This window comes from Lactovum miscens (assembly GCF_014202895.1).
Lineage (GTDB): Bacteria > Bacillota > Bacilli > Lactobacillales > Streptococcaceae > Lactovum > Lactovum miscens.
Genome location: NZ_JACHHV010000027.1, coordinates 1 through 22,971, shown reverse-complemented (window position 1 = coordinate 22,971; position 22,971 = coordinate 1). Strand labels below are relative to the sequence as shown.

The window sequence follows — 22,971 nt, the reverse complement described above, 5'->3', positions numbered from 1 at the left end:
GAGACTTGGATGAATCATTATCCAAGAAAAATGTTCAAGTATCAGACACCATTTCAGATGTATCGGGGTGGCTAAATTAAATTTGCAATTTGCCATTCTATAAATTTTTAAACTATACTTAATTTTTTGCATAAATGATCAAAGATGAAAATAAAAGATAAGTAAGAATTATAGGAGAGATAATGAATTCTGGTATAAAGAATTTTTTATTTTAATGTGGAATGGATAGATCAAAGCTATATTGGAATTTTTTAAATAGAAAATATTTTTGGTGATTGAATACTACGAGCAACTAATGTAATTTCATAACTTTTAAGATTTTAGTCAAAATCCTTGACATTAAAAAAAATATTTGTTAACCTTAACTGGTTAATTAACCAGTTAAGGTTTTGGATGAATGAGGTTTGGCAATATGAAATTAGAAAATACAATTAATAAGTTTGTAAATAAAGTAAGTCAACGCGAAATGTTACTTGGTAAATGTGAAAGTGAAGATGCTTTGACGAGTACACAAGAGCATATATTAATGTTACTCTCTAAAAACGTTAATGTTTCTAGTAGTCATTTAGCAGAAAAACTGGGAATATCAGCTGCAGCAGTGAGTAAAGCAGTAAAGGTCCTTCAGGATAGAGGGTTCATTCATTCTGAACGTCATCAAGCTGATGAGCGGGTAATGGAACTCTTTTTAACAGAAAAGGGGATTCCAGCTGCTAAAGAGCATGCTGATCATCATGATAAAACACTTTTAGCCTATAAATCATTACTTAAAAAGTTTAATCCCGATGAGCAAGGGATTATTGAACGCTTTATTGTTGAATTAGAAAGCGTGTTATCTTGATTACATTAATTTTCGCTAGTCTTATTGGGGATGTTGTGGCGATTGCTTTTGGAGCTTCAATGCTTTTTTGGAAACGGGGGGTTGAGCGTTTTTCCAGTTATGCTACACCTTTTGCCGCAGGAGCTTTACTGGGGGCAGCTTTTACGGATCTTCTCCCAGATGCGGCTAATTCCGGTAGCTATCAAAATGGACTTTTTGGTGCCTTACTTGGAATTTTGATTTTCTTTTTGCTTGAACGCTTTGTTCACTGGGTTCATCATCATCGGTCCGAAGGGGATAACAAACAAGATGATGATGCGACAATTCCATTGATCATTTTTGGTAATTTTATTCATCGAGCGATTGATGGAGTATCAATTGCAGCTGGGTTTTTGACAAGTTCTAAAACAGGTCTTTTAATTACTTTGGCTATTGCTTTACATGAAATTCCACACACAGTTGGAGATTTTGGACTACTGATTTACAAGGGATTAGACCGCGTTAAGGTATTGCTTATCAATATTTCGGTTGCATTGTTTACAACCCTGATGGCAATAATCATTTATGCGATTGGTCACGAATTAAAGCTTCCGCTTGATATGCTGATTGGAATAACGGCAGGCTTCTTTATTTACATTGCTGTTAGTGACATCATTCCTGATATTCATGTTCACGAAGATCGGCGTTTTATGGGCACACAATCTTTATTACTAATTATAGGTGCATTGGGATTTGCTTTATTGATGAGTTTACTCCATCACTATTTTGGAACGGTATAAAGCTTGATCAAATGAAGGACTATTTGAAATTACTTCTATTTTTTTAAAAGAAAAGGGAAGTGTTATGATCATTCTTCTGGCATGGAGCATCATTCGTCGATTAGGTTGTCCTCCATACAAATTGTCTCCCAAAATAGGATGACCTAAGCTGGATAAATGAACTCTAATTTGATGGGTTCTCCCGGTCTCTAAATTACATTTCACCAAAGACAATTGAGTAAATTTTTTTAAAACTTCCACCTGTGTTATGGCGGTCTGACCAGTTTTACTCACAATTCTCTTTTTTGAATCATGACGATCTTTCCCTATGTTTTTGTTGATTGTAAATTGATTCTGTGGGAAATGACCAGTCACAAGGGCTTCATATTCACGGTGTATCTTTCTCTTTTCGAGAAGGCTGCTTAAAATTGGAAGTACAAATTGATTCTTGGCAAATAAAACTGTTCCTGATGTCTCAAAATCCAGCCGGTGTACAACATAAACTGCTTTTTTGCAATATGAGGCAACATGATTTTGAAGGGCAATTTCCCCTTCAAAATTACCATGGGTTTTCATATTATCTGGTTTATTGACTATTATAAGATTCTCATCCTCGTATAAGACTTGACAAAGATCAGGGTTTCCCTCAGGAAGAAATTTACTTTTCTCTTTGAAATTTATGATAATTGTGTTGTCACTGTTTACCAAAGACTGTGAATTGGGAATTATTCCATTTAAACTTAAGCGTTTTTCCATACGAATCAGATGGCGCTCAGCTTTTGGGATTAGCCAAGCTTTTAACAATTCTTCAACAGTGAGCCCGTTAAAAAGCTCAGTGACTTTAATTTCAATACTATTCATCGCTTTTTATTGTATCATAAGTCTATTTTTAGTAAAATATCCTTAATGGATAACGGAAATTTTAGAAGGAGTCAACTTCAGGCTGAAAACAAACTCTCAAAAAATAAATATAAGTTTATTCCGAAACCGATAAAGCGAATTTGGAAAAAATATAATTTATCACGTGTTCTCTTGCTTGCGATCACAATTTTTTTAATTCTAGTTACTGGATACCTTTACTTTCTATCAAAGGTTACTAATGTGTCTATTTTGGAACAATCACTTTATCAACAAACTCAAATCATAGATAACAAAGGGCAAGTTGCAGATAAACTATCGGGAGATAAAGGAAGTACCTTGACCTATAATGAAATTCCAGATAATGTAAAAAATGCGGTTGTGGCAACTGAGGATCGAACTTTCTACACCAATCATGGGGTTAATTATACACGTACCATTCTTGCAATGCTTACAGCGGGACATTTTGGTGGTGGATCAACTATTACTCAACAGTTAGCAAAAAATTCTTATTTGAGTCAAGCTCAAACAATTGACCGTAAGGCGCGGGAAATTTTCCTAGCGCTTCAGATTACAAAAAAATATAGTAAAGATGACATTTTAACAATGTATTTAAATTCTAATGGCTACGGGAATGGTGTCATTGGAATCCAAGATGCTAGCCATAAATATTTCGCAAAGGATGCAGCTAACCTAACGTTAGGGGAAGCTGCTACCTTAGTTGGAATGCTTAAAGGACCTGCAATTTATAACCCCATCTATAGCATAGCTAACGCTACAAATCGTAGGGATACTGTAATAAGTAATATGGTTGTTGCAGGATATATTAATCAGGCAACTGCGGAGGAGGCTAAATCCGAAAATCTGGGTTCAGAAGTAAAAGATGATTATGCATCTCAAGAAAAAAATCCAAAATACCCTAGTTATGATAATGCTGTCATTGCTGAGGCTGAAAAAACTTATGGGTTGTCTTCAAGTGATGTTCTTAATTCTGGCTATAAAATCTATACTGGTATGAATCAAGCAATGCAATCTGGCCTACAGGAGTCCTATTCAAGCTCCAGTGCGTTCCCAGTTGCTGATGATGGAGTAATGGCTCAGTCTGGTACTGTAGCTCTAGATCCTAAAACTGGGGAAGCACTAGCAGTTATGGGAAACTCTCCAGTAGCGGGCTATTCATCTTTAACAGACTTTAATTTTGCAATGAATGCAAAAAGAAGTCCAGGTTCTGTTATTAAACCACTTATTGTCTATGCGCCAGCCATTGAAGCTGGCTGGGCAATTGACAAAACGGTACATGATGTGCCAACGACTTATGATGGAAATTGGTCACCCCAAAATGCTGATGGGAATTTCCATGGAGACATGCCAATGTATCAAGCATTGGCAAATTCTTATAATATTCCAGCAATTAATACCTACAAGGAAATAGGGCCTTCTACAGGAAATGCTCTTGGTAAAAAGTTTGGGTTGAATCTGACCTCAGAAAATAATGTTCTTCCAACTTCGCTTGGTGCGGGTGTAGAAACTAACCCTTGGCAAATTGCTCAGGCATATCAAGTCTTTGCAAATGGTGGCCTTATGGAAACTGCCCATCTGATTACTAAAATAGAAGATGCATCTGGTAGAACAATCAAAACTGCTAAAGTGAACCAAATACAGGTAATTAATGTAGACTCAGCTAATAAAATGACTCAAATGATGCTGGGGACTTATTCAAATGGCACCGGTGCTTGGGCGGGGCCAAAAGATTACACTCTGGCTGGAAAGACGGGAACTAATGAGGATATTGATCAGTGGGTTGTTGGTTACACACCAGATATTGTAATGGCTGAATGGCTTGGTTTTTCAAACCCACAGCCTGTGGATCATCGTTTGGATGGGACATCAGAAATACAAGCTTCGTACATTTTTCGCACCTCGGCTAGTTACATCTTACCTTATACAAAAGGAACAAAATTTACAGTTGACAATCCATATGTCACCGCAAATATTCCGCCAATCTATCCTGCGTGGACTTATTTAAGGCAGTTTCAAGACGGGATTGTGAACTCTGAGGAGGGAACATCGGGAACTGGTGGGAATCAAGCTACAAGTTCATCAAGTTCAGCTTCGAAAACTTTCACCGACGATGTAAAAAATATATGGAATAAATTTACAAATCTATTCAAATAGGGTTATGGTATAATGTTTCAGATGAAAACAAGTTTGAAAAAATTTGCCATGTTTTCTTTAACTCTTCCGATCATGCTTTTTAGTTTTGGGCAATTTGGAGCTGATTCAATTTCCAGTGTTTTGAGTCAACAACAGACTATTTCGGCTAGAATCAATGAAAATCGTTCAACAATTCTTGCAACGCAAGCGAGAGTAGATGAACTCAACCAAAAAATTGAGAGCAACCAGATTGCAGTAAGTGAGTTGGCTAGACAAGTCCAGATTACAAATCCAACTCATCGGATGTTGACAATGATGCTTTCATCTTCGTCTCTGTCCAAATTTATCGGACAAGCTATGGCTGAAAATATCATGGCAGCTTCAATGAATAAACAATTGAAGTTGTTAAAAGATGAGAAAGATAAGAAAGATCAAGCTTTAACTCTTTTGAGTACAACACAAGTAAAGTTAGACCAGCAAAGTGAGGAAATCAAAAGTAGTCTAGCTAAAGCAACTCCACCAACTAGCTTTACTCCAAAGACAAGTGTCGCACCTTTAGGACTTAGTGAAGAACAGGCAAGAGCGGACATTGTTTCTCGTGAGTCAAGTGGAAATTATCAGGCTAGAAATGGCCAGTATTATGGTGCTTATCAGCTTGATATCAAATATCTAAATGGAGATGTGAGCCCAGCCAATCAGGATGCGACTGCAAATTCTTATGTTCAAGGTCGTTATGGTTCTTGGACAAATGCTTGGTCATTTTGGATGGCGCATGGCTGGTATTGACTGTTAAGAAGAGACGTCGGAGGCGAGAAATGATTTGCTATTTAGCGGCGCTATTAGTTTTTTAATGGGAGTGACTTGAAAAGCTTTTTAAATTCTGCTAGAATGAGAGAATGTTAAAAAGAGGAAGTTTAGCTTGCACGGTTTGTGGATCTAGAAATTATTCATTGACTTTGAGCGCCAATGGCCGAGAACAGAGGTTAGAAGTAAAAAAATTTTGTCGTACTTGTAATAAGCATACATTACATAAGGAGACGAGATAAGATGTTTAAATTCATTAGAAGTATCGGTCATGAGATGAGATTGACAGCTTGGCCTGACCGCAAGCAATCTTGGCATGACTTTTGGATGGTGATAGAGTATACAATATTTTTTATGGCATTTATAATGCTCTTTGATTGGGCTATTTTGGGTGGCTTTAATCGATTAATTGCTATTTTACTTCCATATGTTAAATAAATGTGATAAAATATGTGAAACAGGCGAGAGCCTTTTTCTTTTACGAAAAGGCAATCCATGAGATAAAAGGAGAAATAATGGATGAACAAACAATAAATTTGGACCAAGGCTGGTTTGTAGTACAGACTTATTCAGGTTACGAAAAAAAAGTTAAAGAAGATCTTCTTGAACGTGCTGATACTTATAATATGGTTGATAACATCCTTCGTGTAGAAATTCCTATGGAAATCGTCCGCAAGGAAGTGAACGGTAAAATGAAAGATGTTGAAGAGAATCTCTTTCCAGGTTATGTACTTGTCGAAATGAATATGACTGACGAAGCTTGGTTTGTCGTGCGTAATACCCCAAATGTGACTGGCTTTGTTGGTTCTCATGGTAACCGTTCAAAACCAACACCGCTTTTCGAAGAAGAGATCCAAGAAATTTTACGCGGTATGGGAGCAGAAGGCGCTGAGCCAAGAGAGATTGGCTTTGAAATTTTTGTTGGTAAGAAGATTCGAATTATTGACGGTGCTTTTGCTGGCCTTGAAACATTTGTCACAGAAGTTCATGGTGATCAGATTAAAGTAGAAGTTGATATGTTCGGTCGTAAGACGCCAGTTGAACTGAGCCTTCAAGAGATTGAAGAAGTTAAGGAATAAGAAAATCCAAGAATTTAATTCTTGGATTTTCTCAATTCGAGTATATCTTGTTCTTGTCGGTGTAAAATATCGCGAATATCCTTAAGAGTTTGAAGACTTTCATCAAATTTTTCTTCTTTAGGTTTTGTTTTAAAGGTTTTACGGATGAATTTAAGGATCATAAATACGATAAATGCAGTAATTAAAAAGTTTAAGATGTCATTTAAAAAATTCCCATAAGTAAAAGTAGCGGAAGCAATTTTAAAATTCAAACTTTGCAGGGCTTGCCCACTAACTAATAAACCAATTAATGGGTTAAACAGATTGTCAACAACTGATCTAATGACTGTAGTAATTGCACCACCAATTATGACGCCTACAGCTAGGTCCAGCACATTTCTTTCATTTAAAAAATCACTTGCTCCATTTCTATTTATTTCAGCTCGTCATACCTGCAATTAGAAGTATCCAAAAACTTTGGGTTATTAGATAATTTATTACCATAGTGTTATTATCTCATGTTTTTTGCCACAGATAATGAATCACATAATAATTTTGAGATTTTTAATTCCATTAGACTTAATAAATGTAATATATTTTTGAGCAAGATTCAACTCATTTGTGATGATAATTAATATTTGAATAACTAACAATTATTTTATAGAATCTGAAACGGTAACAAAGCAATAAGGGAAGATAAGGCGAAATGGATCAAAGAAGACCATAAAAACTTGTGGCATTAAACTGACACTTATGACGAAAAATCAGAAATTTCGTGATTTCCTTTCACCGCTATGTCTTCTAGTTGACAAAGAGAAATAACTTTGTTATTATTTCCCAGTACTGCAAAAAATTCAGTATGTAGCAAAGATGCGTGAGGTTGCGACACACCCGAACCTATAGCCATGGTTGAGCCGGTATTCACGCGGAGCTAGCCTATATTCAATATAGACGAGAAGGAGAAAAAATGGCAACAAAGAAAATTCGTATCCGCCTAAAGGCATACGAGCATCGTATCTTAGATACAGCGGCAGAAAAGATCGTTGAAACTGCAAAACGTACAAATGCTGAAGTGAGCGGACCAATTCCACTTCCTACAGATCGTACCGTCTTCACTGTTATTCGTGCAACGCACAAATATAAAGACTCACGTGAGCAGTTTGAAATGCGTACACACAAGCGCTTGATCGATATTATCGAACCAACTCAAAAGACTGTTGATTCTTTGATGAAACTCGACTTGCCAAGTGGTGTTAACATCGAAATCAAACTTTAAGTTAGATCGATCAACGCGAGCATAAAGGCTCATAAAAAAGTATTTAGTTAAATTCTGTAAGCTAAGCAGTTCGCAAATTTACAGAAAAAATTTGAAAGGTATTTTCACTAAAATGTCAAAAGGAATCTTAGGGAAAAAAGTGGGAATGACTCAAATTTTCACAGAGAACGGTGAATTAATCCCCGTTACTGTTATCGAAGCTACACCAAATGTAGTGCTTCAAGTTAAATCTGTTGAAACAGATGGATATGAAGCAACTCAAGTTGGCTTTGATGACAAACGTGAAGTTTTGAGCAACAAACCCGCAAAAGGTCATGTCGCTAAAGCTGGCACGACTCCTAAGCGCTTCGTTCGTGAATTTAAAGGACTTGAAGGCTTAGAAGTTGGCGTAGAAATCAAAGTTGATACTTTCGAAGTTGGAGATGTTGTTGACGTAACAGGAACTTCTAAAGGTAAAGGTTACCAAGGGCCTATCAAGCGTTGGGGTCAATCTCGTGGACCAATGGCCCATGGCTCTCGCTACCATCGTCGTCCAGGTTCAATGGGCCCAGTTGCTGCAAACCGTGTACCTAAAGGCAAACGCCTTGCAGGCCGTATGGGTGGACAACGTATCACAGTTCAGAATTTGCCGATTGTTCGAGTGATTCCAGAAAAAAATGTTATTCTTGTAAAAGGTAATGTTCCTGGATCAAAGAAATCTCTGATTATTATCAAATCAGCAGTTAAAAGTAAATAAGAAAGGAGATAGATAAAATAATGGCTAAAGTATCATTATTTAAGCAAGATGGTGTTGCAGCAGGCGATGTTGAATTGAATGATTCAGTATTTGGCATTGAAGTTAATGAAAAAGTTCTCTTTGATGTAATCATCAGCCAACGCGCTTCACTCCGCCAAGGCACAGCCGCTCATAAAAACCGCTCAGCAGTTTCTGGCGGTGGTAGAAAACCTTTCCGTCAAAAAGGAACAGGTCGAGCACGTCAGGGTTCAACTCGTGCACCACAATTCCGTGGTGGTGGTACAGTCTTCGGACCAACTCCACGTAGCTATGCTTATAAGTTGCCACAAAAGGTTCGTCAATTGGCACTTAAGTCGGCTTGGTCTGATAAAGTTGCTAATTCAGCACTTGTTGCTATCGACGAATTCTCATTCGACGCACCAAAGACTTCTCAATTTGCAAAGCTTATGAGCACACTCAAGTTTGATCGTAATGTTTTGATTGTTCTTGAAGATGAAGGAAATGATTTTGCTGAACTCTCAGCTCGTAATCTTCCATTCGTTCAAGTAACAACTGCAAACACTGCTTCAGTTCTTGATTTGTCATCAGCTTATACAGTTGTTGCGACAAAGAAGGCTCTATCTCAAGTAGAGGAGGTTCTTGCATAAGATGGCTAATTTATATGATATAATCCGCAAGCCGATCATCACTGAAAAGTCAATGATGGCAATGGACCAAAAGAAATACACATTTGAAGTAGCACCAAAATCTTCAAAAGGTTTGATCAAACAAGCAGTTGAAGCAGTTTTTGGTGTTAAAGTTGTTTCAGTTCAAACAATTTCAGTAAAACAAAAAGCTAAACGCGTTGGTCGTTACTCAGGTTTTAAATCTGGGTACAAAAAGGCTATCGTAACATTGAGCGCTGATTCAAAGGCAATTGATGTCTTTGGCGAAGACGCAGAATAAGAAAGGAGTAACTCGTGGGTATTAAATTTTACAAACCAACCTCAAATGGTCGCCGTAATATGACATCAAGTGATTTCGCTGAAATCACAACGAGCACTCCTGAAAAGAGTCTGCTCGTTTCATTGAATAGTAAAGCTGGTCGTAACAATCAAGGTAAGATCACTGTACGTCACCAAGGTGGTGGAGTTAAGCGTAAATACCGTATGATTGACTTCAAACGCCAACTTGATGATGTTTTTGCTAAAGTCTCAACTATTGAATATGATCCAAACCGTACAGCTAATATTGCTTTGATTACATACATAAATGGTGTTAAAGCTTACATCTTGGCTCCTAAAGGTCTTGAAGTGGGTATGCAAGTTGTTTCTGGTGAAAATGCCGATATCAAAATTGGTAACGCATTGCCGCTTTCAAACATACCTTCTGGTACACAAATCCATAACATTGAATTGAATCCTGGACATGGCGGGCAACTGGTTCGCTCAGCAGGTGCTTCAGCAACTGTACTTGGTCAAGAAGGTAAGTACACACTTGTTCGTCTTCAATCTGGTGAAACTCGTTACATATTGTCAACTTGCCGTGCAACAATCGGTGTAGTTGGTAATGAACAACACGGGCTCATCAATTGGGGAAAAGCTGGACGTAATCGTTACAAGGGTATCCGCCCAACAGTTCGTGGCTCAGCAATGAACCCTAATGATCACCCACATGGTGGTGGTGAAGGTAAGCAACCAGTTGGACGTAAGTCACCAATGACTCCATGGGGCAAACCAGCTCTAGGACTCAAAACTCGAGATAAGAATTCTCGTTCAAACAAACTTATTGTTAAACGTATTAACGGTAAATAAAAGTAAAAGTTTCTTTCAAAAGAAGTTTCTACAATTTAATAAATCCGCCAACTTCGCCTTAGTAGCGGCAGTGGTTCTAAATTAAAGGAGTATCTCAATAATGGGACGTAGTCTTAAAAAAGGCCCTTTCGTTGATGAGCATTTGATGAAAAAAGTTGAAGCTCAATTAGCCAACGAAAAGAAAACCGTAATTAAAACTTGGTCACGTCGTTCTACAATTTTCCCAAGCTTCATCGGCTTGACAATTGCAGTATACGATGGGCGCAAGCATGTACCAGTTTATGTTCAAGAAGACATGGTTGGCCATAAACTTGGTGAATTCGCACCAACTCGTACATTCCGTGGTCATTCAAGTGACGACAAAAAGACGAAGAGATAATAGGGAGATAAGGAAATGGCAGAAATTACTTCAGCTAAAGCAACTGCTCGCACAGTTCGCGTTTCTCCCCGTAAGACTCGTCTTGTACTTGATCTTATCCGTGGAAAACGTGTTTCTGATGCAATCGCAACACTTAAATTCACACCAACTTCTGCAGCGCACGAGATTGAAAAAGTTCTTAACTCAGCAATTGCTAATGCAGAAAATAACTTTGGTTTGGAAAAATCAAACTTGGTAGTATCTGAAACATTCGCAAACGAAGGACCAACAATGAAACGTTTCCGTCCACGTGCGAAAGGTTCAGCTTCACCAATTAATAAACGCACTACTCATATCACAGTAGTTGTTGCAGAAAAAGAATAAGGAAGGGAAATCATGGGACAAAAAATTCATCCAATAGGTATGCGTATTGGTATCATCCGTGATTGGGATGCCAAATGGTATGCTGAAAAAGAATACGCTGATTACCTTCACGAAGATTTGGCAATCCGCAAATTGATTGCTGAAAAGTTGGCGGATGGTGCAATCTCGACTATTGAAATTGAACGTGCTATTAACAAAGTTATTGTAACTCTTCATACTGCAAAACCTGGTATGGTTATCGGTAAATCTGGTGCAAACGTTGATGCTGTACGTGCACAACTTAATAAATTGACTGGTAAACAAGTACATATCAATATTGTTGAAATCAAAAAACCTGATCTTGATGCACATCTTATAGGTGCAGGCATTGCACAACAATTGGAAGCACGTGTAGCTTTCCGTCGTGCGCAAAAGCAAGCAATACAACGTGCTATGCGCGCTGGAGCTAAAGGTATCAAGACTCAAGTTTCTGGACGTTTGAATGGTGCTGATATTGCCCGCTCTGAGGGTTATTCAGAAGGTACAGTTCCGCTCCACACACTTCGTGCGGATATTGACTATGCATGGGAAGAAGCTCTTACAACTTATGGTAAGCTAGGCGTTAAAGTTTGGGTATACCGTGGTGAAATACTTCCTACTAAAGGTGCTAAATCACAAGGGAAGGGAGAATAAGAATGCTCGTACCAAAACGTGTAAAACACCGCCGTGAATTCCGTGGAAAAATGCGCGGAGAAGCTAAAGGTGGAAAAGAAGTTACATTTGGCGAATTTGGACTTCAAGCTCAAACTTCTTCTTGGATTACTAACCGTCAAATCGAAGCTGCCCGTATTGCTATGACTCGTTATATGAAACGTAACGGTCAAGTATGGATTAAAATCTTCCCGCACAAATCATATACTACAAAGGGTATTGGTGTGCGTCAAGGTTCTGGTAAAGGTGCTCCTGCTGGTTGGGTTTCTCCAGTTAAACGTGGTAAAGTCCTGTTTGAAATTGGTGGCGTATCCGAAGAAGTGGCTCGTGAAGCACTCCGGTTGGCATCACACAAGTTGCCAGTTAAGACAAAAGTTGTAAGGAAGGGAGCTTAACATGAAATTAAGAGAAACTAAATCTCAATTGAGCGATCTTCGTGCCTTGTCTGGTGAAGCTCTTGCTACTCGTGAAACTGAATTGAGAAAAGAATTATTTGACCTTCGTTTCCAAGCTGCTGCAGGCAAGCTTGAAAACACAGTTCGTGTTAACGAAGTCAAAAAATCAATTGCTCGCGTAAAAACTGTTCTTTCAGAACAAGCTAAATAAAAAGGGAGGAAAGTCTTAAAATGGAACGTAATCAACGTAAAGTTTTGCAAGGCCGCGTGGTTTCTGACAAGATGGATAAAACCATCACTGTCGTAGTAGAAACAAAGCGTAACCACCCTGTCTATGGCAAACGTGTTAACTACTCAAAAAAATATAAAGCTCACGACGAAGAAAATAAGGCGAAAGATGGCGATATCGTCCAAATCATGGAAACTCGTCCTCTTTCAAAGGATAAACATTTCCGTCTTGTCAAAATCGTTGAAGAAGCTGTAGTATTATAATCTACTAGGAGGAGAAAGCAATGATTCAAAACGAAAGTCGTTTAAAAGTTGCCGACAACTCTGGTGCTAAAGAATTGCTTGTCATCCGTGTATTGGGTGGTTCAAAGCATAAATTCGCTGGCATTGGTGATGTTGTTGTTGCATCTGTTAAGCAAGCTGCTCCTGGTGGAGCTGTAAAGAAAAGTGATGTTGTTAGAGCAGTCATCGTTCGTACTAAAAAAGGTGCTAAGCGTGTTGATGGATCTTATATCAAGTTTGATGAAAACGCAGCAGTTATTATCAAAGATGACAAGACACCTCGTGGTACACGTATCTTTGGCCCAGTTGCTCGTGAACTCCGTGAAGGCGGCTACATGAAGATTGTGTCATTAGCGCCAGAAGTTCTTTAATCAAATTATCAACTTATAGTCCCCAGCTACTGGCTGGGTGCCCGTTTGGGCGTAAGAAAGGGAAACAGAAATGTTTGTAAAAACTGGTGATACAGTTAAAGTCATCGCAGGTAAAGACCGCGGTGTAACTGGTAAAGTCGCAAAAGCTTTACCAAAAGTAAATAAAGTTGTTGTTGAAGGTGTTGCAATTGCTAAAAAACACCAAAAACCAAATGCCGTTAATCCGTCGGGAGCGATTGTTGAAATCGCAATGCCAATACACGTTTCAAACGTACAGGTTCTTGATAAGAACGGTGTTGCTGGACGTGTTGGCTATAAAGAAGTTGATGGCAAGAAAGTTCGTTACAACAAAAAATCGGGCGAAGTCCTAGACTAACAGAAAGGGTAAAGAAAAATGACAAATCGTTTAAAAGCAAAATATGACAATGAAGTCGTGCCTGCCCTTACTGAAAAGTTTGGGTACACAACTATTATGGCTGTTCCTAAAGTAGACAAAATAGTCTTGAATATGGGGGTTGGTGATGCTGTTTCAAACAGCAAGAACCTTGACAAAGCTGTTGAGGAATTAGCCCTTATCTCAGGGCAAAAACCATTGATCACTAAGGCTAAAAAATCAATAGCAGCTTTCCGTCTTCGTGAAGGACAAGCAATCGGCGCAAAGGTCACTCTTCGTGGTGAACGCATGTATGATTTCTTGGACAAATTGATGGGAGTTTCACTTCCACGTGTCCGTGACTTCCGTGGTGTTTCTAATAAGGCCTTTGATGGTCGAGGAAACTATACACTTGGTGTTAAAGAACAATTGATCTTCCCAGAAATCAATTTCGATAATGTTGATAAAGTTCGCGGAATGGATGTTGTTATTGTAACAACAGCTAAATCTGACGAAGAGTCACACGAGTTGCTTGCTCAAATGGGCATGCCGTTCGCAAAATAAGGAGAATATAAATGGCTAAAACGTCAATGGTTAACAAGAACCATCGTCCTGCAAAATTCTCAACGCAAGAATATACACGTTGCGAACGTTGCGGACGTCCACACTCAGTTTATCGCAAATTCAAACTTTGCCGCATCTGCCTTCGCGACTTGGCTTACAAGGGTCAATTGCCAGGCGTAATGAAAGCATCTTGGTAATTTGTTGCTAAGAAGCGAAAAAAAAGTCGTCTTTGGATGACTTTTTATTTGTTAAAATTAATGGGAATTGTCCAGAAGCATCTATAATTTGATCGGAAGAGCCTTTATTTAAATGATAAATAACACGTGTGTCAAAAAATATTCCAAGTTTCTGCACCAGTCTATTAATAAAGCAGAAATTTACGCTTCGACGATACAATTGTAAATTGATTTTGAAGAATAGATAAATTTTAAATGAAGCATTGGAGGTTATTAAAGAATATAATTCAATTGCTAAGGAAAAAATTCTACTTATTCTACTTTTGGAGAAACTTTTTGCCTCAATGACTATTTAAAAATAATAAGGCTCAAAAACCCGATACACCCGGATCTATATCTTGACACTGATGAAAGCTTCTGCTATAATACTTAAGTTCGATCATTGTGTATTTTTTGCACAAAGATGGATATATTAATTTGCAAGCAACTCATGGAACCAGCTGTCTCAACCCAGACAGGTAGGCCTCGGTTGAACTACAAATAAAGAAGGAGAACCATAGAATGGTTATGACAGATCCAATTGCAGATTTCTTGACACGTATTCGTAACGCTAACATGCGTAAATTCGACGTTGTTGAGGCACCTGCATCAAAAATCAAACGCGAAATCGCGGAAATCCTCAAAGCTGAAGGCTATGTGAAAGATGTTGAGTATGTTGAAGACAGCAAACAAGGCATGATTCGTGTATTCCTTAAGTATGGTAAGAATGGCGAAAAAGTTATCACTAATTTGAAGCGTATCTCTAAACCAGGTTTACGTGTTTACGCTAAATCTACTGATGTTCCTAAAGTACTTAACGGACTTGGAACAGCGATTATCTCAACTTCTGAAGGTGTTTTAACTGATAAAGCAGCACGTTCTAAGAATGTTGGCGGTGAAGTGTTAGCATATATTTGGTAATTAATTATTAAATAAAATTATAGGAATCTAATTCCTGAAAACTGGGCTCACTCAGAAAATTTAAGGAGAAAAAATGTCACGTATTGGTAACAAACTCGTTGTCATTCCTGCTGGTGTAGAAGTTAAGCAAGATGGCAATGTTGTAACTGTAAAGGGACCTAAAGGCGAATTGACTCGCACTTTTGTCGAGCAAATTAAGCTTAACATTGAAGGTGCAGAAGCTACTTTTACTCGTCCTGATGATTCAAAACAAAGCAAAGCTCTTCATGGGACAACCCGTGCCCTCTTCCAAAATATGGTTTTAGGTGTATCAGAAGGTTTTGAAAAGAAACTTGAAATGATTGGGGTTGGATATCGTGCTCAAATGTCAGGTACAACACTTGTACTTAATGTTGGAAAATCTCACCAAGATGAAGTTGAAGCTCCAGAAGGTATAAAGCTTGAAGTTACGGATCCAACTCATATTACAGTTTCGGGTTCAAGCAAAGAAGCAGTTGGTCAAGTTGCAGCAAACGTTCGTAGTCGCCGTTCACCCGAACCTTATAAAGGTAAAGGTATTCGTTATGTTGGTGAGTTCGTACGTCGTAAAGAGGGTAAAACTGGTAAATAATTTCTTTTTTCTGTTTTTCATTCATTTAGAAGTGAGATTGAGAAGTTATTTACCAAGCAGGAAATGCAATTTCCTGCTTGGTTGGTGAGTTGATTTCTCAGTTAACTTGCCAAATTTTAGGGGAACCTAAAGCTCCAACGTGTCTATTGACACGAACATCGATGGTAGAAACTATCGAAATAATTTAAATAGAGGAAAACTCGTGATTAACAAAATCAACAAAAATAAAAATCGCCAGAAACGTCACACACGTGTACGTGGGAAAATTTCTGGTACTGCTGAACGTCCACGTTTGAACGTGTTCCGTTCTAACACAAACATCTACGCTCAATTAATTGATGACGTAGCTGGTACGACACTCGCTTCTGCTTCATCCATGAAAGAAACTGGTTCTAAGACAGAACAAGCAACTAAAGTTGGTGTAGCGATTGCTGAGGCTGCTAAAGCTATCCAGATCGAAGAAGTTGTCTTCGACCGCGGTGGTTATCTCTACCATGGACGTGTTGCGGCTCTTGCTGAGTCGGCTCGCGAAAATGGCTTGAAATTCTAAGGGAAGGAGATAATCAAAAATGGCAGAAAATAGAAAAAATAACCGCGACGAAGTTAAAGAATTTGAAGAACGCGTTGTTGGTATTAACCGTGTAACAAAAGTTGTTAAAGGTGGACGTCGTCTTCGTTTCGCAGCTCTCGTAGTTGTGGGTGATCGTAAAGGTCGTGTTGGTTTTGGTACTGGTAAGGCGCAAGAAGTTCCAGAAGCTATCCGTAAGGCTATCGAATCAGCTAAGAAGAATTTGATCAAAGTACCAATGGTTGGCACAACTATCCCTCATGAAGTACTTGGCGTATTTGGTGGTGGTAAGATCATGCTTAAACCTGCTGTCGAAGGTGCCGGAGTTGCCGCTGGTGGTGCAGTTCGTGCCGTTATCGAACTTGCGGGTGTTGCCGACATCACTTCAAAGTCACTTGGTTCAAACACACCAATCAACGTTGTTCGTGCAACTGTTGATGGTTTGAAACAACTAAAAAAAGTTGAAGATGTTGCTGCGCTTCGTGGCAAATCAGTCGCTGATTTTGACTAAGAAAGGAGAAATTAGAAAATGGCTCAAATTAAAATTACATTGACAAAATCTCCTATCAGCCGTATCCCTGCTCAACGCAAGACTGTTGTTGCACTTGGACTTGGCAAAATGGGTTCTAGTACTATTAAGGAAGATACAGCCGCCGTACGTGCTATGGCTGCCTCAATCTCTCACTTAGTAACCGTTACTGAAGTTGTCGCTGCTGAAGTATCAAAGGCTGTTAAAAAGACGGTTAACCAGAAAGTTGAAGTATCAGTAAAACCAACTTCTGCAAATAAAGTTGCTGAAATTAAAGATTACCTTGACGCACAAGGCATTAGTTATGATTCATCAGCAAAAAAAGCTGACTTACTTGCACTAGTTAAGGAATAAAGCTTTATAAAATGTCGGCGAGCTTGGAACGGTCACCTTTCTAAAATTTCAAGCGTTAGTCAGACAACGAAAGGAAAATGTAAAATGAAACTTCATGAATTAAAAGCTCCAGAAGGATCACGTAAAGATCGTAACCGCGTAGGTCGTGGTACTTCATCTGGTAATGGTAAAACTTCAGGTCGAGGACAAAAAGGTCAAAAATCCCGTTCAGGTGGTTCAATCCGTCCTGGATTTGAGGGTGGACAAACTCCATTGTTCCGTCGTATGCCAAAACGTGGTTTTTTGAATGTTAACCGCAAAGAATATGCAATTGTTAACCTTGATAGCTTAAACAAACTTGCTGATGGAGCGGAAGTGAATGCACAAACATTACTCAATGCGAACATTATAAAAGCTGTTAAAGATGGTGTTAAAGTACTTGGTAATGGTGAACTTAAGGTCAAGAACCTTATAGTATCTGTAGTAAAAGTTTCGGCATCAGCTAAAGCTGCTATTGAGGCTAATGGTGGTTCTGTTACCATTCTTTCAACTGAAATTTAATTAAAAAAAGCGATTTTATAAATCGCTTTTTTGCATACCTTGCTTTTTGACAGGGCATTTGTTACTATAATAAATAGCAGTTTTCTACGATTTTTAAATAAATCAATGAATTGACTTTTATTAAAAGGAAAATCATGTTCTTTAAACTTTTATTCGATGGCTTTAAGCTCAAAGAGATAAGAAACCGGGTCTTTTTCACGATTTTTATTCTTTTCGTTTTTCGTTTAGGTGCTCACATTACCGTTCCTGGGGTCAATGCACTGGCTCTAAAAAATATCAACGTCCCCTTCCTACAAGTTTTTAATTTGGTATCGGGTAATGCATTGCAAACCTATTCTTTATTTGCGATGGGTGTGTCCCCGTATATTACAGCTTCAATCGTTGTACAATTACTACAAATGGATATTTTACCTAAGTTTGTAGAGTGGTCTAAGCAGGGTGAAATTGGTCGTAGAAAGCTAAATCAAACGACCCGTTACATTACTTTGGCTCTGGCTTTTGGACAATCTATAGGTATCACCGCTGCTTTCCAAGCTTTGGCTCAAGCCAAAGTGGTTACAAATCCAACTTGGCAAACTTATATTATGATCGGTATATTACTCACAACTGGTTCCATGATTGTAACCTGGATGGGGGAGCAGATTAATGATAAGGGTTGGGGGTCTGGTGTCTCGCTAATAATTTTTGCGGGTATTGTTTCCTCAATTCCATCAGCAGTGGATGAAGTGAGAGTCGCTTGGTTTGAAAATGTTCGACCAGATCAGATTACACAAGGATGGATTAACACTGGGGTTTTGATCGTTGCGGCAATATTGATTATTTTCGTTTCTACCTGGGTGCAACAAGCAGAACGTAAGATTCCAATACAATATACTAAGTTGGTTCAAGGTGCAGCGTCAAGTTCCTACTTACCACTGCGAGTGAATCCAGCTGGTGTTATTCCTGTAATCTTTGCTTCAACAATATCCTCAGCTCCTCAAACAATTCTTCAATTTTTAAAGGCAGCAAATGTAGACGCGCCTTGGCTTGTCACACTCCAAGAATTCTTTGACTACAGCAATTGGAAGGGTATGATTGTCTACGCGGTTTTGATTGTTCTCTTTACGTTCTTCTATTCCTTTGTTCAAATCAATCCAGAAAAGATGTCGGAGCAATTGACTCAGTCTGGAGCCTATATTCCTTCTATCCGTCCGGGTAAGGGAACGGAGAAATATATTTCTGGGCTTTTAATTAGGCTTGCAACTGTTGGTTCACTTTTTCTTGGTATCATTTCAATTGTACCTATTATGGCGACGAGTATTTGGGGCTTACCAAAGCTAGTTGCGCTTGGCGGTACATCACTCCTAATCATTATCATGACAGCTATTCAAGGAGTTCAACAACTCGAAGGTTATATGCTGAAGAAAAAGTATGTTGGTTTTATGGATAACCCAATTAATGAATATTAATTTAAGAAACAAGAAGCCTTGCACTTTGCGAGGTTTTTTTCTATAATAAGTAAGTTGCGGCCCCCAGGCCACTGATTAATGGGAAGTTATTATTTAAGGAGAGTCAAATGAATTTATTAATTATGGGTTTACCAGGAGCAGGAAAAGGTACTCAGGCTGAAATGATTGTTCAAAATTATGGTGTAAAACACGTTTCAACTGGTGATATGTTCCGTGAAGCAATTAAAAATGAGACTGAAATGGGTAAGTTGGCTAAAGGGTTTATTGACAAAGGAGAGCTTGTCCCTGATGATGTAACCCGTGGTGTAGTAATGGAACGGTTATCGAAAGAAGATATTAAAAAAAATGGGGTCTTGATGGATGGTTACCCACGTAATATAGATCAAGCTATTGCAACAGATGAGATGTTTGCAGAGCTTGGTTTAAATCTTGACGCAGTAATTAATATTGAAGTTGACCCTTCTATTTTAGTTGATCGTATTTCAGGTCGCTTTATATGTTGTACATGTGGTGCAACATATCACAAACTTAACAAGTTGCCAAAAGTAGAAGGGGTTTGTGATATTTGTGGTGGTCATGAATTCTATCAACGAGATGATGACAAACCTGAAACTGTGGAGACGCGTATTAAGATTAATGAAGAATTATCAACTCCAATCCTTGAACACTATCGTAAACTTGGTCTTGTTAAAGATATCAATGGTATGGGTGGGATTGATGATATAAAATCTTCTGTAAAAGCAGTACTTGATAATTTATAAAAAAGCATGCAATGTCTTCTTAAGAGGGTAAAGGCGGAAGAAAGAATAACTCTATATTAGTTGCATATATTCAGATGAATAGGAGCGCTAGAGAACCCATTGAAGCTAAAAGGCAAAAATTAAAAAAGTTTCGTAATTCTTTCGAGCACATCTATTGCTAATGTTGACAAGATGTGTTAAAATATTCAAGTCCGACTTTTAGGCGCTTTTTTAGCGTCTTTCGGGAAATTTGAGGAGGTGCCAATCTTTGGCAAAAGATGATGTTATTGAAATCGAGGGCCGCGTAGTTGATACGATGCCTAATGCGATGTTCACGGTTCAATTAGAAAATGGCCATCAAATCTTGGCTACGATTTCAGGAAAAATGCGGAAGAATTATATTCGTATACTAACTGGTGATCGTGTGCAAGTGGAGATGAGCCCATATGATTTGACACGCGGACGCATCACATACCGCTTCGTCAAATGACCCATCAAATATCGCAAGGAGGGAAACAATGAAAGTTAGACCATCTGTAAAGCCGATGTGCGATGACTGTAAAGTTATTCGTCGTAATGGACGTGTTATGGTAATCTGCCCTGTGAATCCAAAACACAAACAACGTCAGGGATAGAATCAAGAAAGGAGAACTAAATGGCTCGTTTTGCTGGAGTTGATGTTCCAAACGAAAAACGCATTGTTATTTCATTAACATATGTATTTGGTGTTGGATCTACAACTGCTAAGAAAGTGCTTGCAGCTGCTGAAATCTCAGAAGATGTACGTACTAAAGACTTGACTTCTGATCAAGAAGATGCAATCCGTCGTGAACTTGACGCCTTGAAACTTGAAGGTGATCTTCGTCGTGAAATCAACCTTAATATCAAGCGTTTGATGGAAATTGGAGCGTATCGCGGACTTCGTCACCGTCGTGGACTTCCTGTTCGTGGACAGAACACAAAGAACAACGCACGCACACGCAAAGGACCTGCTAAAGCTATTGCAGGTAAGAAGAAATAATCTATAGAAAGGAGATAAAATGCCAAAACCTACTCGTAAACGTCGTGTAAAGAAAAACGTTGAATCAGGTGTTGCTCACATTCATTCAACTTTCAACAACACAATTGTGATGATTACAGATACAGTTGGTAATGCACTTGCCTGGTCATCAGCTGGCGCTCTTGGATTCAAAGGTTCAAAAAAATCTACTCCATTTGCAGCTCAAATGGCATCAGAAGCTGCTGCTAAAGCTGCCCAAGAACAAGGCTTGAAAACAGTTGCTGTTGCAGTTAAAGGCCCTGGACCTGGTCGTGAATCTGCAATTCGTGCACTCGCAGCTGCTGGACTGAACGTAACTTCAATCAGCGATGTAACCCCAGTTCCGCATAATGGTGCACGCCCTCCAAAACGTCGTCGTGTATAACCTATAGTAAATTGGAAACTCTCGCTACTATATAAAAAGGGGAAAACACATGATCGAATTTGAAACACCAAAAATCACTAAAATTGATGACAGTTCAACATTTGCAAAGTTCGTTATTGAACCACTTCAACGTGGGTATGGCACAACTTTGGGTAATTCACTTCGTCGCGTTCTTTTGTCTAGTTTGACTGGTGCTGCTGTCACAAGCATTGCTATTGAAGGTGTACAACATGAATTTCAGACTGTTGCAGGTGTTCGTGAGGACGTAGTTCAGATTGTACTTGCAATCAAAGGACTCGCAATTAAATCATTTTCTGATGAAGAAAAACAAATTGAGCTTGATATTACAGGTCCAGCTGAAGTTCGTGCTGGGGATATCCTAACTGATAGCGAAGTTGAGATTGTCAATAAAGATCATTATCTGTTTACACTTGCAAAAGGACATACGTTCCATGCAGTGATGACAGTGAAAAAAGGACGTGGATACGTACTGGCTGATGTTAATAAGTCGGATGTTCAGACCGTAGGTACAATCGCCGTTGATTCGCTCTTTTCACCTATTACAAAAGTGAATTATCAAGTTGAACCAGCTCGTGTTGGTGATAAAGATAACTTTGACAAATTGACGCTTGAAATCTCTACAAATGGTGCAATTCAACCTCAAGAGGCATTGAGCCATGCTGCGAAGATTTTGACTGATCATCTTGGACTTTTTGTGAATTTGTCTGAAGATGCAGCCTCAACAAGTAATTTGACTGTTTCTCAAGAAGTGGCTTCAGAACGCGTTATGGATAAGACGATTGAAGAACTTGATTTTTCAGTCCGTGCTTATAATAGTTTGAAGCGTGCTGGCATTAATGTTATTTCAGATCTTTCTGATATGAACATCACAGAAATCCAGAAAATTAAGAACTTAGGTAAGAAATCATTTGAAGAAGTGGTAGAAAAGCTTAAGAGTCTTGGAATAGAAATCCGTAAATAAAACAGGAGGAAAACATGGCAAACCGTAAACTTGGTCGTACATCTTCACAACGTAAAGCTATGCTTCGTGATTTGACAACAGATCTCATCATCAACGAAACTATCGTTACAACTGAAGCACGTGCTAAAGAAGTACGCCGTACATTTGAGAAAATGGTTACTCTTGGCAAAAAAGGTGATTTAGCTTCACGTCGTGCTGCAGAAACATATGTACGTAAAGAAGTTGCTATCAACAATTTTGACGAAGAGAGAGAAGTATTCCCAACTGCTACTCAAAAATTGTTTAACGATATCGCTAAGCGTTATGAAGGTCGTAATGGTGGATACACACGTATTCTTAAGGTAGAACCACGTCGTGGCGATGCAGCCCCAATGGCTATCATCGAACTCGTATAAGGTTCATATTAAAGTTATTTGAGTGTAATGATGTTGGCGGTGCGTTTGAGTTGGAAAATTTTATTTTCTGAGTAGCGTTGCTTAGTCTAGCTCGTGATTCCGAGGAACAATTCTGTTCCTCGGAGGATCACTCAATTAATATTATTAAAAGATCTGAATAAGATTTTTTTATTTTATAAAATTTTTTAGACAAAATAGTCTAATTTGAAAGAAACACTCAAAAACGTGCGAGAATAGTTGACAAGGGAGGTAAGAATTGATAAGATATACAAGTTGACTCTGAAGGAAGCGAACGAGGGCAACGGAAGCTCAAACGAGTGAAGTTAAATTCTTGACAAGCAGGTTA

At 38.6% G+C, this 22,971-nt stretch carries 38 protein-coding genes and 1 pseudogene; 37 read left to right on the top strand and 2 right to left on the bottom strand.

All coding sequences use genetic code 11. The features are described 5' to 3' along the window. The first annotated feature begins 412 nt into the window (after positions 1 to 412). Together HNQ37_RS06870 and HNQ37_RS06865 are read left to right on the top strand one after the other, a co-directional pair. Positions 413 to 838 (top strand): MarR family transcriptional regulator, encoded by a 426-nt coding sequence (locus tag HNQ37_RS06870; protein ID WP_183540629.1) that lies wholly within the window; start codon positions 413 to 415, stop codon positions 836 to 838. Continuing rightward, complete coding sequence (locus HNQ37_RS06865) at positions 835 to 1,596, top strand: ZIP family metal transporter (RefSeq protein ID WP_183540627.1); 762 nt, start codon at positions 835 to 837, stop codon at positions 1,594 to 1,596. The genes HNQ37_RS06870 and HNQ37_RS06865 overlap by 4 nt, the downstream gene beginning before the upstream one ends. Here HNQ37_RS06865 and HNQ37_RS06860 read toward each other — a convergent pair. Then, positions 1,567 to 2,436 (bottom strand): RluA family pseudouridine synthase, encoded by an 870-nt coding sequence (locus HNQ37_RS06860; protein ID WP_183540625.1) that lies wholly within the window; start codon positions 2,434 to 2,436, stop codon positions 1,567 to 1,569. The two genes, HNQ37_RS06865 and HNQ37_RS06860, sit on opposite strands and share 30 nt — an antisense overlap. Before the next feature lie 45 nt (positions 2,437 to 2,481). Between HNQ37_RS06860 and HNQ37_RS06855 the strand changes: the two genes are divergently transcribed. From HNQ37_RS06855 to nusG, 5 genes are all read left to right on the top strand, one after another. Beyond that, complete coding sequence (locus HNQ37_RS06855) at positions 2,482 to 4,608, top strand: PBP1A family penicillin-binding protein (RefSeq protein WP_183540623.1); 2,127 nt, start codon at positions 2,482 to 2,484, stop codon at positions 4,606 to 4,608. Positions 4,609 to 4,629: 21 nt separating this feature from the next. After that, positions 4,630 to 5,373, top strand: coding sequence for an aggregation-promoting factor C-terminal-like domain-containing protein (locus tag HNQ37_RS06850; protein ID WP_183540621.1), 744 nt, complete (start codon positions 4,630 to 4,632; stop codon positions 5,371 to 5,373). Between the two features lie 110 nt (positions 5,374 to 5,483). Beyond that, the gene (gene rpmG, locus HNQ37_RS06845; RefSeq protein WP_183540619.1) at positions 5,484 to 5,633 is read left to right on the top strand and encodes a 50S ribosomal protein L33; all 150 of its coding nucleotides are present in this window, start codon (positions 5,484 to 5,486) and stop codon (positions 5,631 to 5,633) included. A 1-nt stretch (position 5,634) separates the two neighbouring features. After that, positions 5,635 to 5,829, top strand: a complete 195-nt coding sequence (gene secE / locus HNQ37_RS06840; protein WP_183540616.1) for a preprotein translocase subunit SecE — start codon at positions 5,635 to 5,637, stop codon at positions 5,827 to 5,829. 77 nt (positions 5,830 to 5,906) lie between these two features. After that, on the top strand, positions 5,907 to 6,470 hold the full coding sequence (gene nusG, locus HNQ37_RS06835; protein WP_183540614.1) for a transcription termination/antitermination protein NusG: 564 nt from the start codon (positions 5,907 to 5,909) through the stop codon (positions 6,468 to 6,470). 14 nt (positions 6,471 to 6,484) lie between these two features. Here nusG and mscL read toward each other — a convergent pair whose 3' ends face one another. Then, the gene (gene mscL / locus HNQ37_RS06830; RefSeq protein ID WP_183540633.1) at positions 6,485 to 6,886 is read right to left on the bottom strand and encodes a large conductance mechanosensitive channel protein MscL; all 402 of its coding nucleotides are present in this window, start codon (positions 6,884 to 6,886) and stop codon (positions 6,485 to 6,487) included. A gap of 530 nt (positions 6,887 to 7,416) precedes the next feature. Here mscL and rpsJ point away from each other — a divergent pair. The 30 genes and pseudogenes from rpsJ to rplQ all read left to right on the top strand — a co-directional run bounded on the left by rpsJ (position 7,417) and on the right by rplQ (position 22,625). Then, the gene (rpsJ, locus tag HNQ37_RS06825; RefSeq protein WP_183540612.1) at positions 7,417 to 7,725 is read left to right on the top strand and encodes a 30S ribosomal protein S10; all 309 of its coding nucleotides are present in this window, start codon (positions 7,417 to 7,419) and stop codon (positions 7,723 to 7,725) included. A 112-nt stretch (positions 7,726 to 7,837) separates the two neighbouring features. Continuing rightward, positions 7,838 to 8,461: a 50S ribosomal protein L3 gene (gene rplC, locus HNQ37_RS06820; RefSeq protein WP_183540610.1), complete on the top strand. Its 624-nt coding sequence runs from the start codon at positions 7,838 to 7,840 to the stop codon at positions 8,459 to 8,461. A gap of 20 nt (positions 8,462 to 8,481) precedes the next feature. Further along, on the top strand, positions 8,482 to 9,108 hold the full coding sequence (gene rplD / locus HNQ37_RS06815) for a 50S ribosomal protein L4 (protein ID WP_183540607.1): 627 nt from the start codon (positions 8,482 to 8,484) through the stop codon (positions 9,106 to 9,108). 1 nt (position 9,109) lies between these two features. Beyond that, positions 9,110 to 9,406, top strand: coding sequence for a 50S ribosomal protein L23 (locus HNQ37_RS06810; RefSeq protein WP_183540605.1), 297 nt, complete (start codon positions 9,110 to 9,112; stop codon positions 9,404 to 9,406). A 14-nt stretch (positions 9,407 to 9,420) separates the two neighbouring features. Next, positions 9,421 to 10,254 carry a 50S ribosomal protein L2 gene (gene rplB / locus HNQ37_RS06805; RefSeq protein WP_183540603.1) on the top strand — a complete coding sequence of 278 codons (834 nt, stop codon included), beginning with the start codon at positions 9,421 to 9,423 and terminating at the stop codon, positions 10,252 to 10,254. A 100-nt stretch (positions 10,255 to 10,354) separates the two neighbouring features. Continuing rightward, positions 10,355 to 10,633, top strand: a complete 279-nt coding sequence (gene rpsS / locus HNQ37_RS06800) for a 30S ribosomal protein S19 (protein WP_183540601.1) — start codon at positions 10,355 to 10,357, stop codon at positions 10,631 to 10,633. 15 nt (positions 10,634 to 10,648) lie between these two features. Further along, complete coding sequence (rplV, locus tag HNQ37_RS06795; protein WP_183540599.1) at positions 10,649 to 10,996, top strand: 50S ribosomal protein L22; 348 nt, start codon at positions 10,649 to 10,651, stop codon at positions 10,994 to 10,996. Between the two features lie 12 nt (positions 10,997 to 11,008). Then, a complete protein-coding gene (rpsC, locus tag HNQ37_RS06790; RefSeq protein WP_183540597.1) occupies positions 11,009 to 11,668 on the top strand; it encodes a 30S ribosomal protein S3 in 660 nt (219 codons plus the stop codon). 2 nt (positions 11,669 to 11,670) lie between these two features. Then, positions 11,671 to 12,081 (top strand): 50S ribosomal protein L16, encoded by a 411-nt coding sequence (gene rplP / locus HNQ37_RS06785; RefSeq protein WP_183540595.1) that lies wholly within the window; start codon positions 11,671 to 11,673, stop codon positions 12,079 to 12,081. Between the two features lies 1 nt (position 12,082). After that, positions 12,083 to 12,292: a 50S ribosomal protein L29 gene (rpmC, locus tag HNQ37_RS06780; RefSeq protein WP_183540593.1), complete on the top strand. Its 210-nt coding sequence runs from the start codon at positions 12,083 to 12,085 to the stop codon at positions 12,290 to 12,292. A gap of 20 nt (positions 12,293 to 12,312) precedes the next feature. Continuing rightward, positions 12,313 to 12,573 (top strand): 30S ribosomal protein S17, encoded by a 261-nt coding sequence (rpsQ, locus tag HNQ37_RS06775; protein ID WP_183540591.1) that lies wholly within the window; start codon positions 12,313 to 12,315, stop codon positions 12,571 to 12,573. A 20-nt stretch (positions 12,574 to 12,593) separates the two neighbouring features. Next, the gene (rplN, locus tag HNQ37_RS06770) at positions 12,594 to 12,962 is read left to right on the top strand and encodes a 50S ribosomal protein L14 (protein ID WP_183540589.1); all 369 of its coding nucleotides are present in this window, start codon (positions 12,594 to 12,596) and stop codon (positions 12,960 to 12,962) included. A 70-nt stretch (positions 12,963 to 13,032) separates the two neighbouring features. After that, the gene (gene rplX, locus HNQ37_RS06765) at positions 13,033 to 13,338 is read left to right on the top strand and encodes a 50S ribosomal protein L24 (RefSeq protein ID WP_183540587.1); all 306 of its coding nucleotides are present in this window, start codon (positions 13,033 to 13,035) and stop codon (positions 13,336 to 13,338) included. Between the two features lie 18 nt (positions 13,339 to 13,356). After that, positions 13,357 to 13,899 (top strand): 50S ribosomal protein L5, encoded by a 543-nt coding sequence (gene rplE, locus HNQ37_RS06760; RefSeq protein WP_183540585.1) that lies wholly within the window; start codon positions 13,357 to 13,359, stop codon positions 13,897 to 13,899. Positions 13,900 to 13,910: 11 nt separating this feature from the next. After that, positions 13,911 to 14,096, top strand: coding sequence for a type Z 30S ribosomal protein S14 (locus tag HNQ37_RS06755; RefSeq protein ID WP_183540583.1), 186 nt, complete (start codon positions 13,911 to 13,913; stop codon positions 14,094 to 14,096). Positions 14,097 to 14,636: 540 nt separating this feature from the next. Next, on the top strand, positions 14,637 to 15,035 hold the full coding sequence (gene rpsH / locus HNQ37_RS06750) for a 30S ribosomal protein S8 (protein WP_183540580.1): 399 nt from the start codon (positions 14,637 to 14,639) through the stop codon (positions 15,033 to 15,035). Positions 15,036 to 15,108: 73 nt separating this feature from the next. Beyond that, positions 15,109 to 15,645 carry a 50S ribosomal protein L6 gene (gene rplF / locus HNQ37_RS06745; RefSeq protein WP_183540578.1) on the top strand — a complete coding sequence of 179 codons (537 nt, stop codon included), beginning with the start codon at positions 15,109 to 15,111 and terminating at the stop codon, positions 15,643 to 15,645. Positions 15,646 to 15,847: 202 nt separating this feature from the next. Beyond that, positions 15,848 to 16,195 carry a 50S ribosomal protein L18 gene (gene rplR, locus HNQ37_RS06740; protein ID WP_183540576.1) on the top strand — a complete coding sequence of 116 codons (348 nt, stop codon included), beginning with the start codon at positions 15,848 to 15,850 and terminating at the stop codon, positions 16,193 to 16,195. Positions 16,196 to 16,214: 19 nt separating this feature from the next. Next, entirely contained in the window at positions 16,215 to 16,724 is a 510-nt protein-coding gene (rpsE, locus tag HNQ37_RS06735; protein WP_183540574.1) for a 30S ribosomal protein S5, read from the top strand. Positions 16,725 to 16,742: 18 nt separating this feature from the next. Beyond that, positions 16,743 to 16,919: pseudogene (gene rpmD / locus HNQ37_RS06730) on the top strand (50S ribosomal protein L30); the annotation flags it as partial. Positions 16,920 to 17,012: 93 nt separating this feature from the next. Beyond that, positions 17,013 to 17,096 (top strand): HeH/LEM domain-containing protein, encoded by an 84-nt coding sequence (locus HNQ37_RS08580; protein ID WP_331035802.1) that lies wholly within the window; start codon positions 17,013 to 17,015, stop codon positions 17,094 to 17,096. Between the two features lie 84 nt (positions 17,097 to 17,180). Further along, complete coding sequence (rplO, locus tag HNQ37_RS06720) at positions 17,181 to 17,636, top strand: 50S ribosomal protein L15 (protein WP_183540572.1); 456 nt, start codon at positions 17,181 to 17,183, stop codon at positions 17,634 to 17,636. Positions 17,637 to 17,770: 134 nt separating this feature from the next. After that, entirely contained in the window at positions 17,771 to 19,084 is a 1,314-nt protein-coding gene (secY, locus tag HNQ37_RS06715) for a preprotein translocase subunit SecY (protein ID WP_183540571.1), read from the top strand. Between the two features lie 107 nt (positions 19,085 to 19,191). Continuing rightward, positions 19,192 to 19,845 (top strand): adenylate kinase, encoded by a 654-nt coding sequence (locus HNQ37_RS06710; RefSeq protein WP_183540569.1) that lies wholly within the window; start codon positions 19,192 to 19,194, stop codon positions 19,843 to 19,845. A 247-nt stretch (positions 19,846 to 20,092) separates the two neighbouring features. After that, entirely contained in the window at positions 20,093 to 20,314 is a 222-nt protein-coding gene (gene infA, locus HNQ37_RS06705; RefSeq protein ID WP_183540631.1) for a translation initiation factor IF-1, read from the top strand. A 28-nt stretch (positions 20,315 to 20,342) separates the two neighbouring features. Then, the gene (gene rpmJ, locus HNQ37_RS06700) at positions 20,343 to 20,459 is read left to right on the top strand and encodes a 50S ribosomal protein L36 (RefSeq protein WP_183540567.1); all 117 of its coding nucleotides are present in this window, start codon (positions 20,343 to 20,345) and stop codon (positions 20,457 to 20,459) included. 20 nt (positions 20,460 to 20,479) lie between these two features. After that, on the top strand, positions 20,480 to 20,845 hold the full coding sequence (gene rpsM / locus HNQ37_RS06695) for a 30S ribosomal protein S13 (RefSeq protein WP_183540565.1): 366 nt from the start codon (positions 20,480 to 20,482) through the stop codon (positions 20,843 to 20,845). 19 nt (positions 20,846 to 20,864) lie between these two features. Further along, entirely contained in the window at positions 20,865 to 21,248 is a 384-nt protein-coding gene (rpsK, locus tag HNQ37_RS06690; RefSeq protein WP_183540563.1) for a 30S ribosomal protein S11, read from the top strand. A 49-nt stretch (positions 21,249 to 21,297) separates the two neighbouring features. After that, positions 21,298 to 22,230 carry a DNA-directed RNA polymerase subunit alpha gene (locus HNQ37_RS06685; RefSeq protein WP_183540560.1) on the top strand — a complete coding sequence of 311 codons (933 nt, stop codon included), beginning with the start codon at positions 21,298 to 21,300 and terminating at the stop codon, positions 22,228 to 22,230. A 14-nt stretch (positions 22,231 to 22,244) separates the two neighbouring features. Beyond that, the gene (rplQ, locus tag HNQ37_RS06680; RefSeq protein ID WP_183540558.1) at positions 22,245 to 22,625 is read left to right on the top strand and encodes a 50S ribosomal protein L17; all 381 of its coding nucleotides are present in this window, start codon (positions 22,245 to 22,247) and stop codon (positions 22,623 to 22,625) included. Positions 22,626 to 22,971 lie beyond the last annotated feature (346 nt).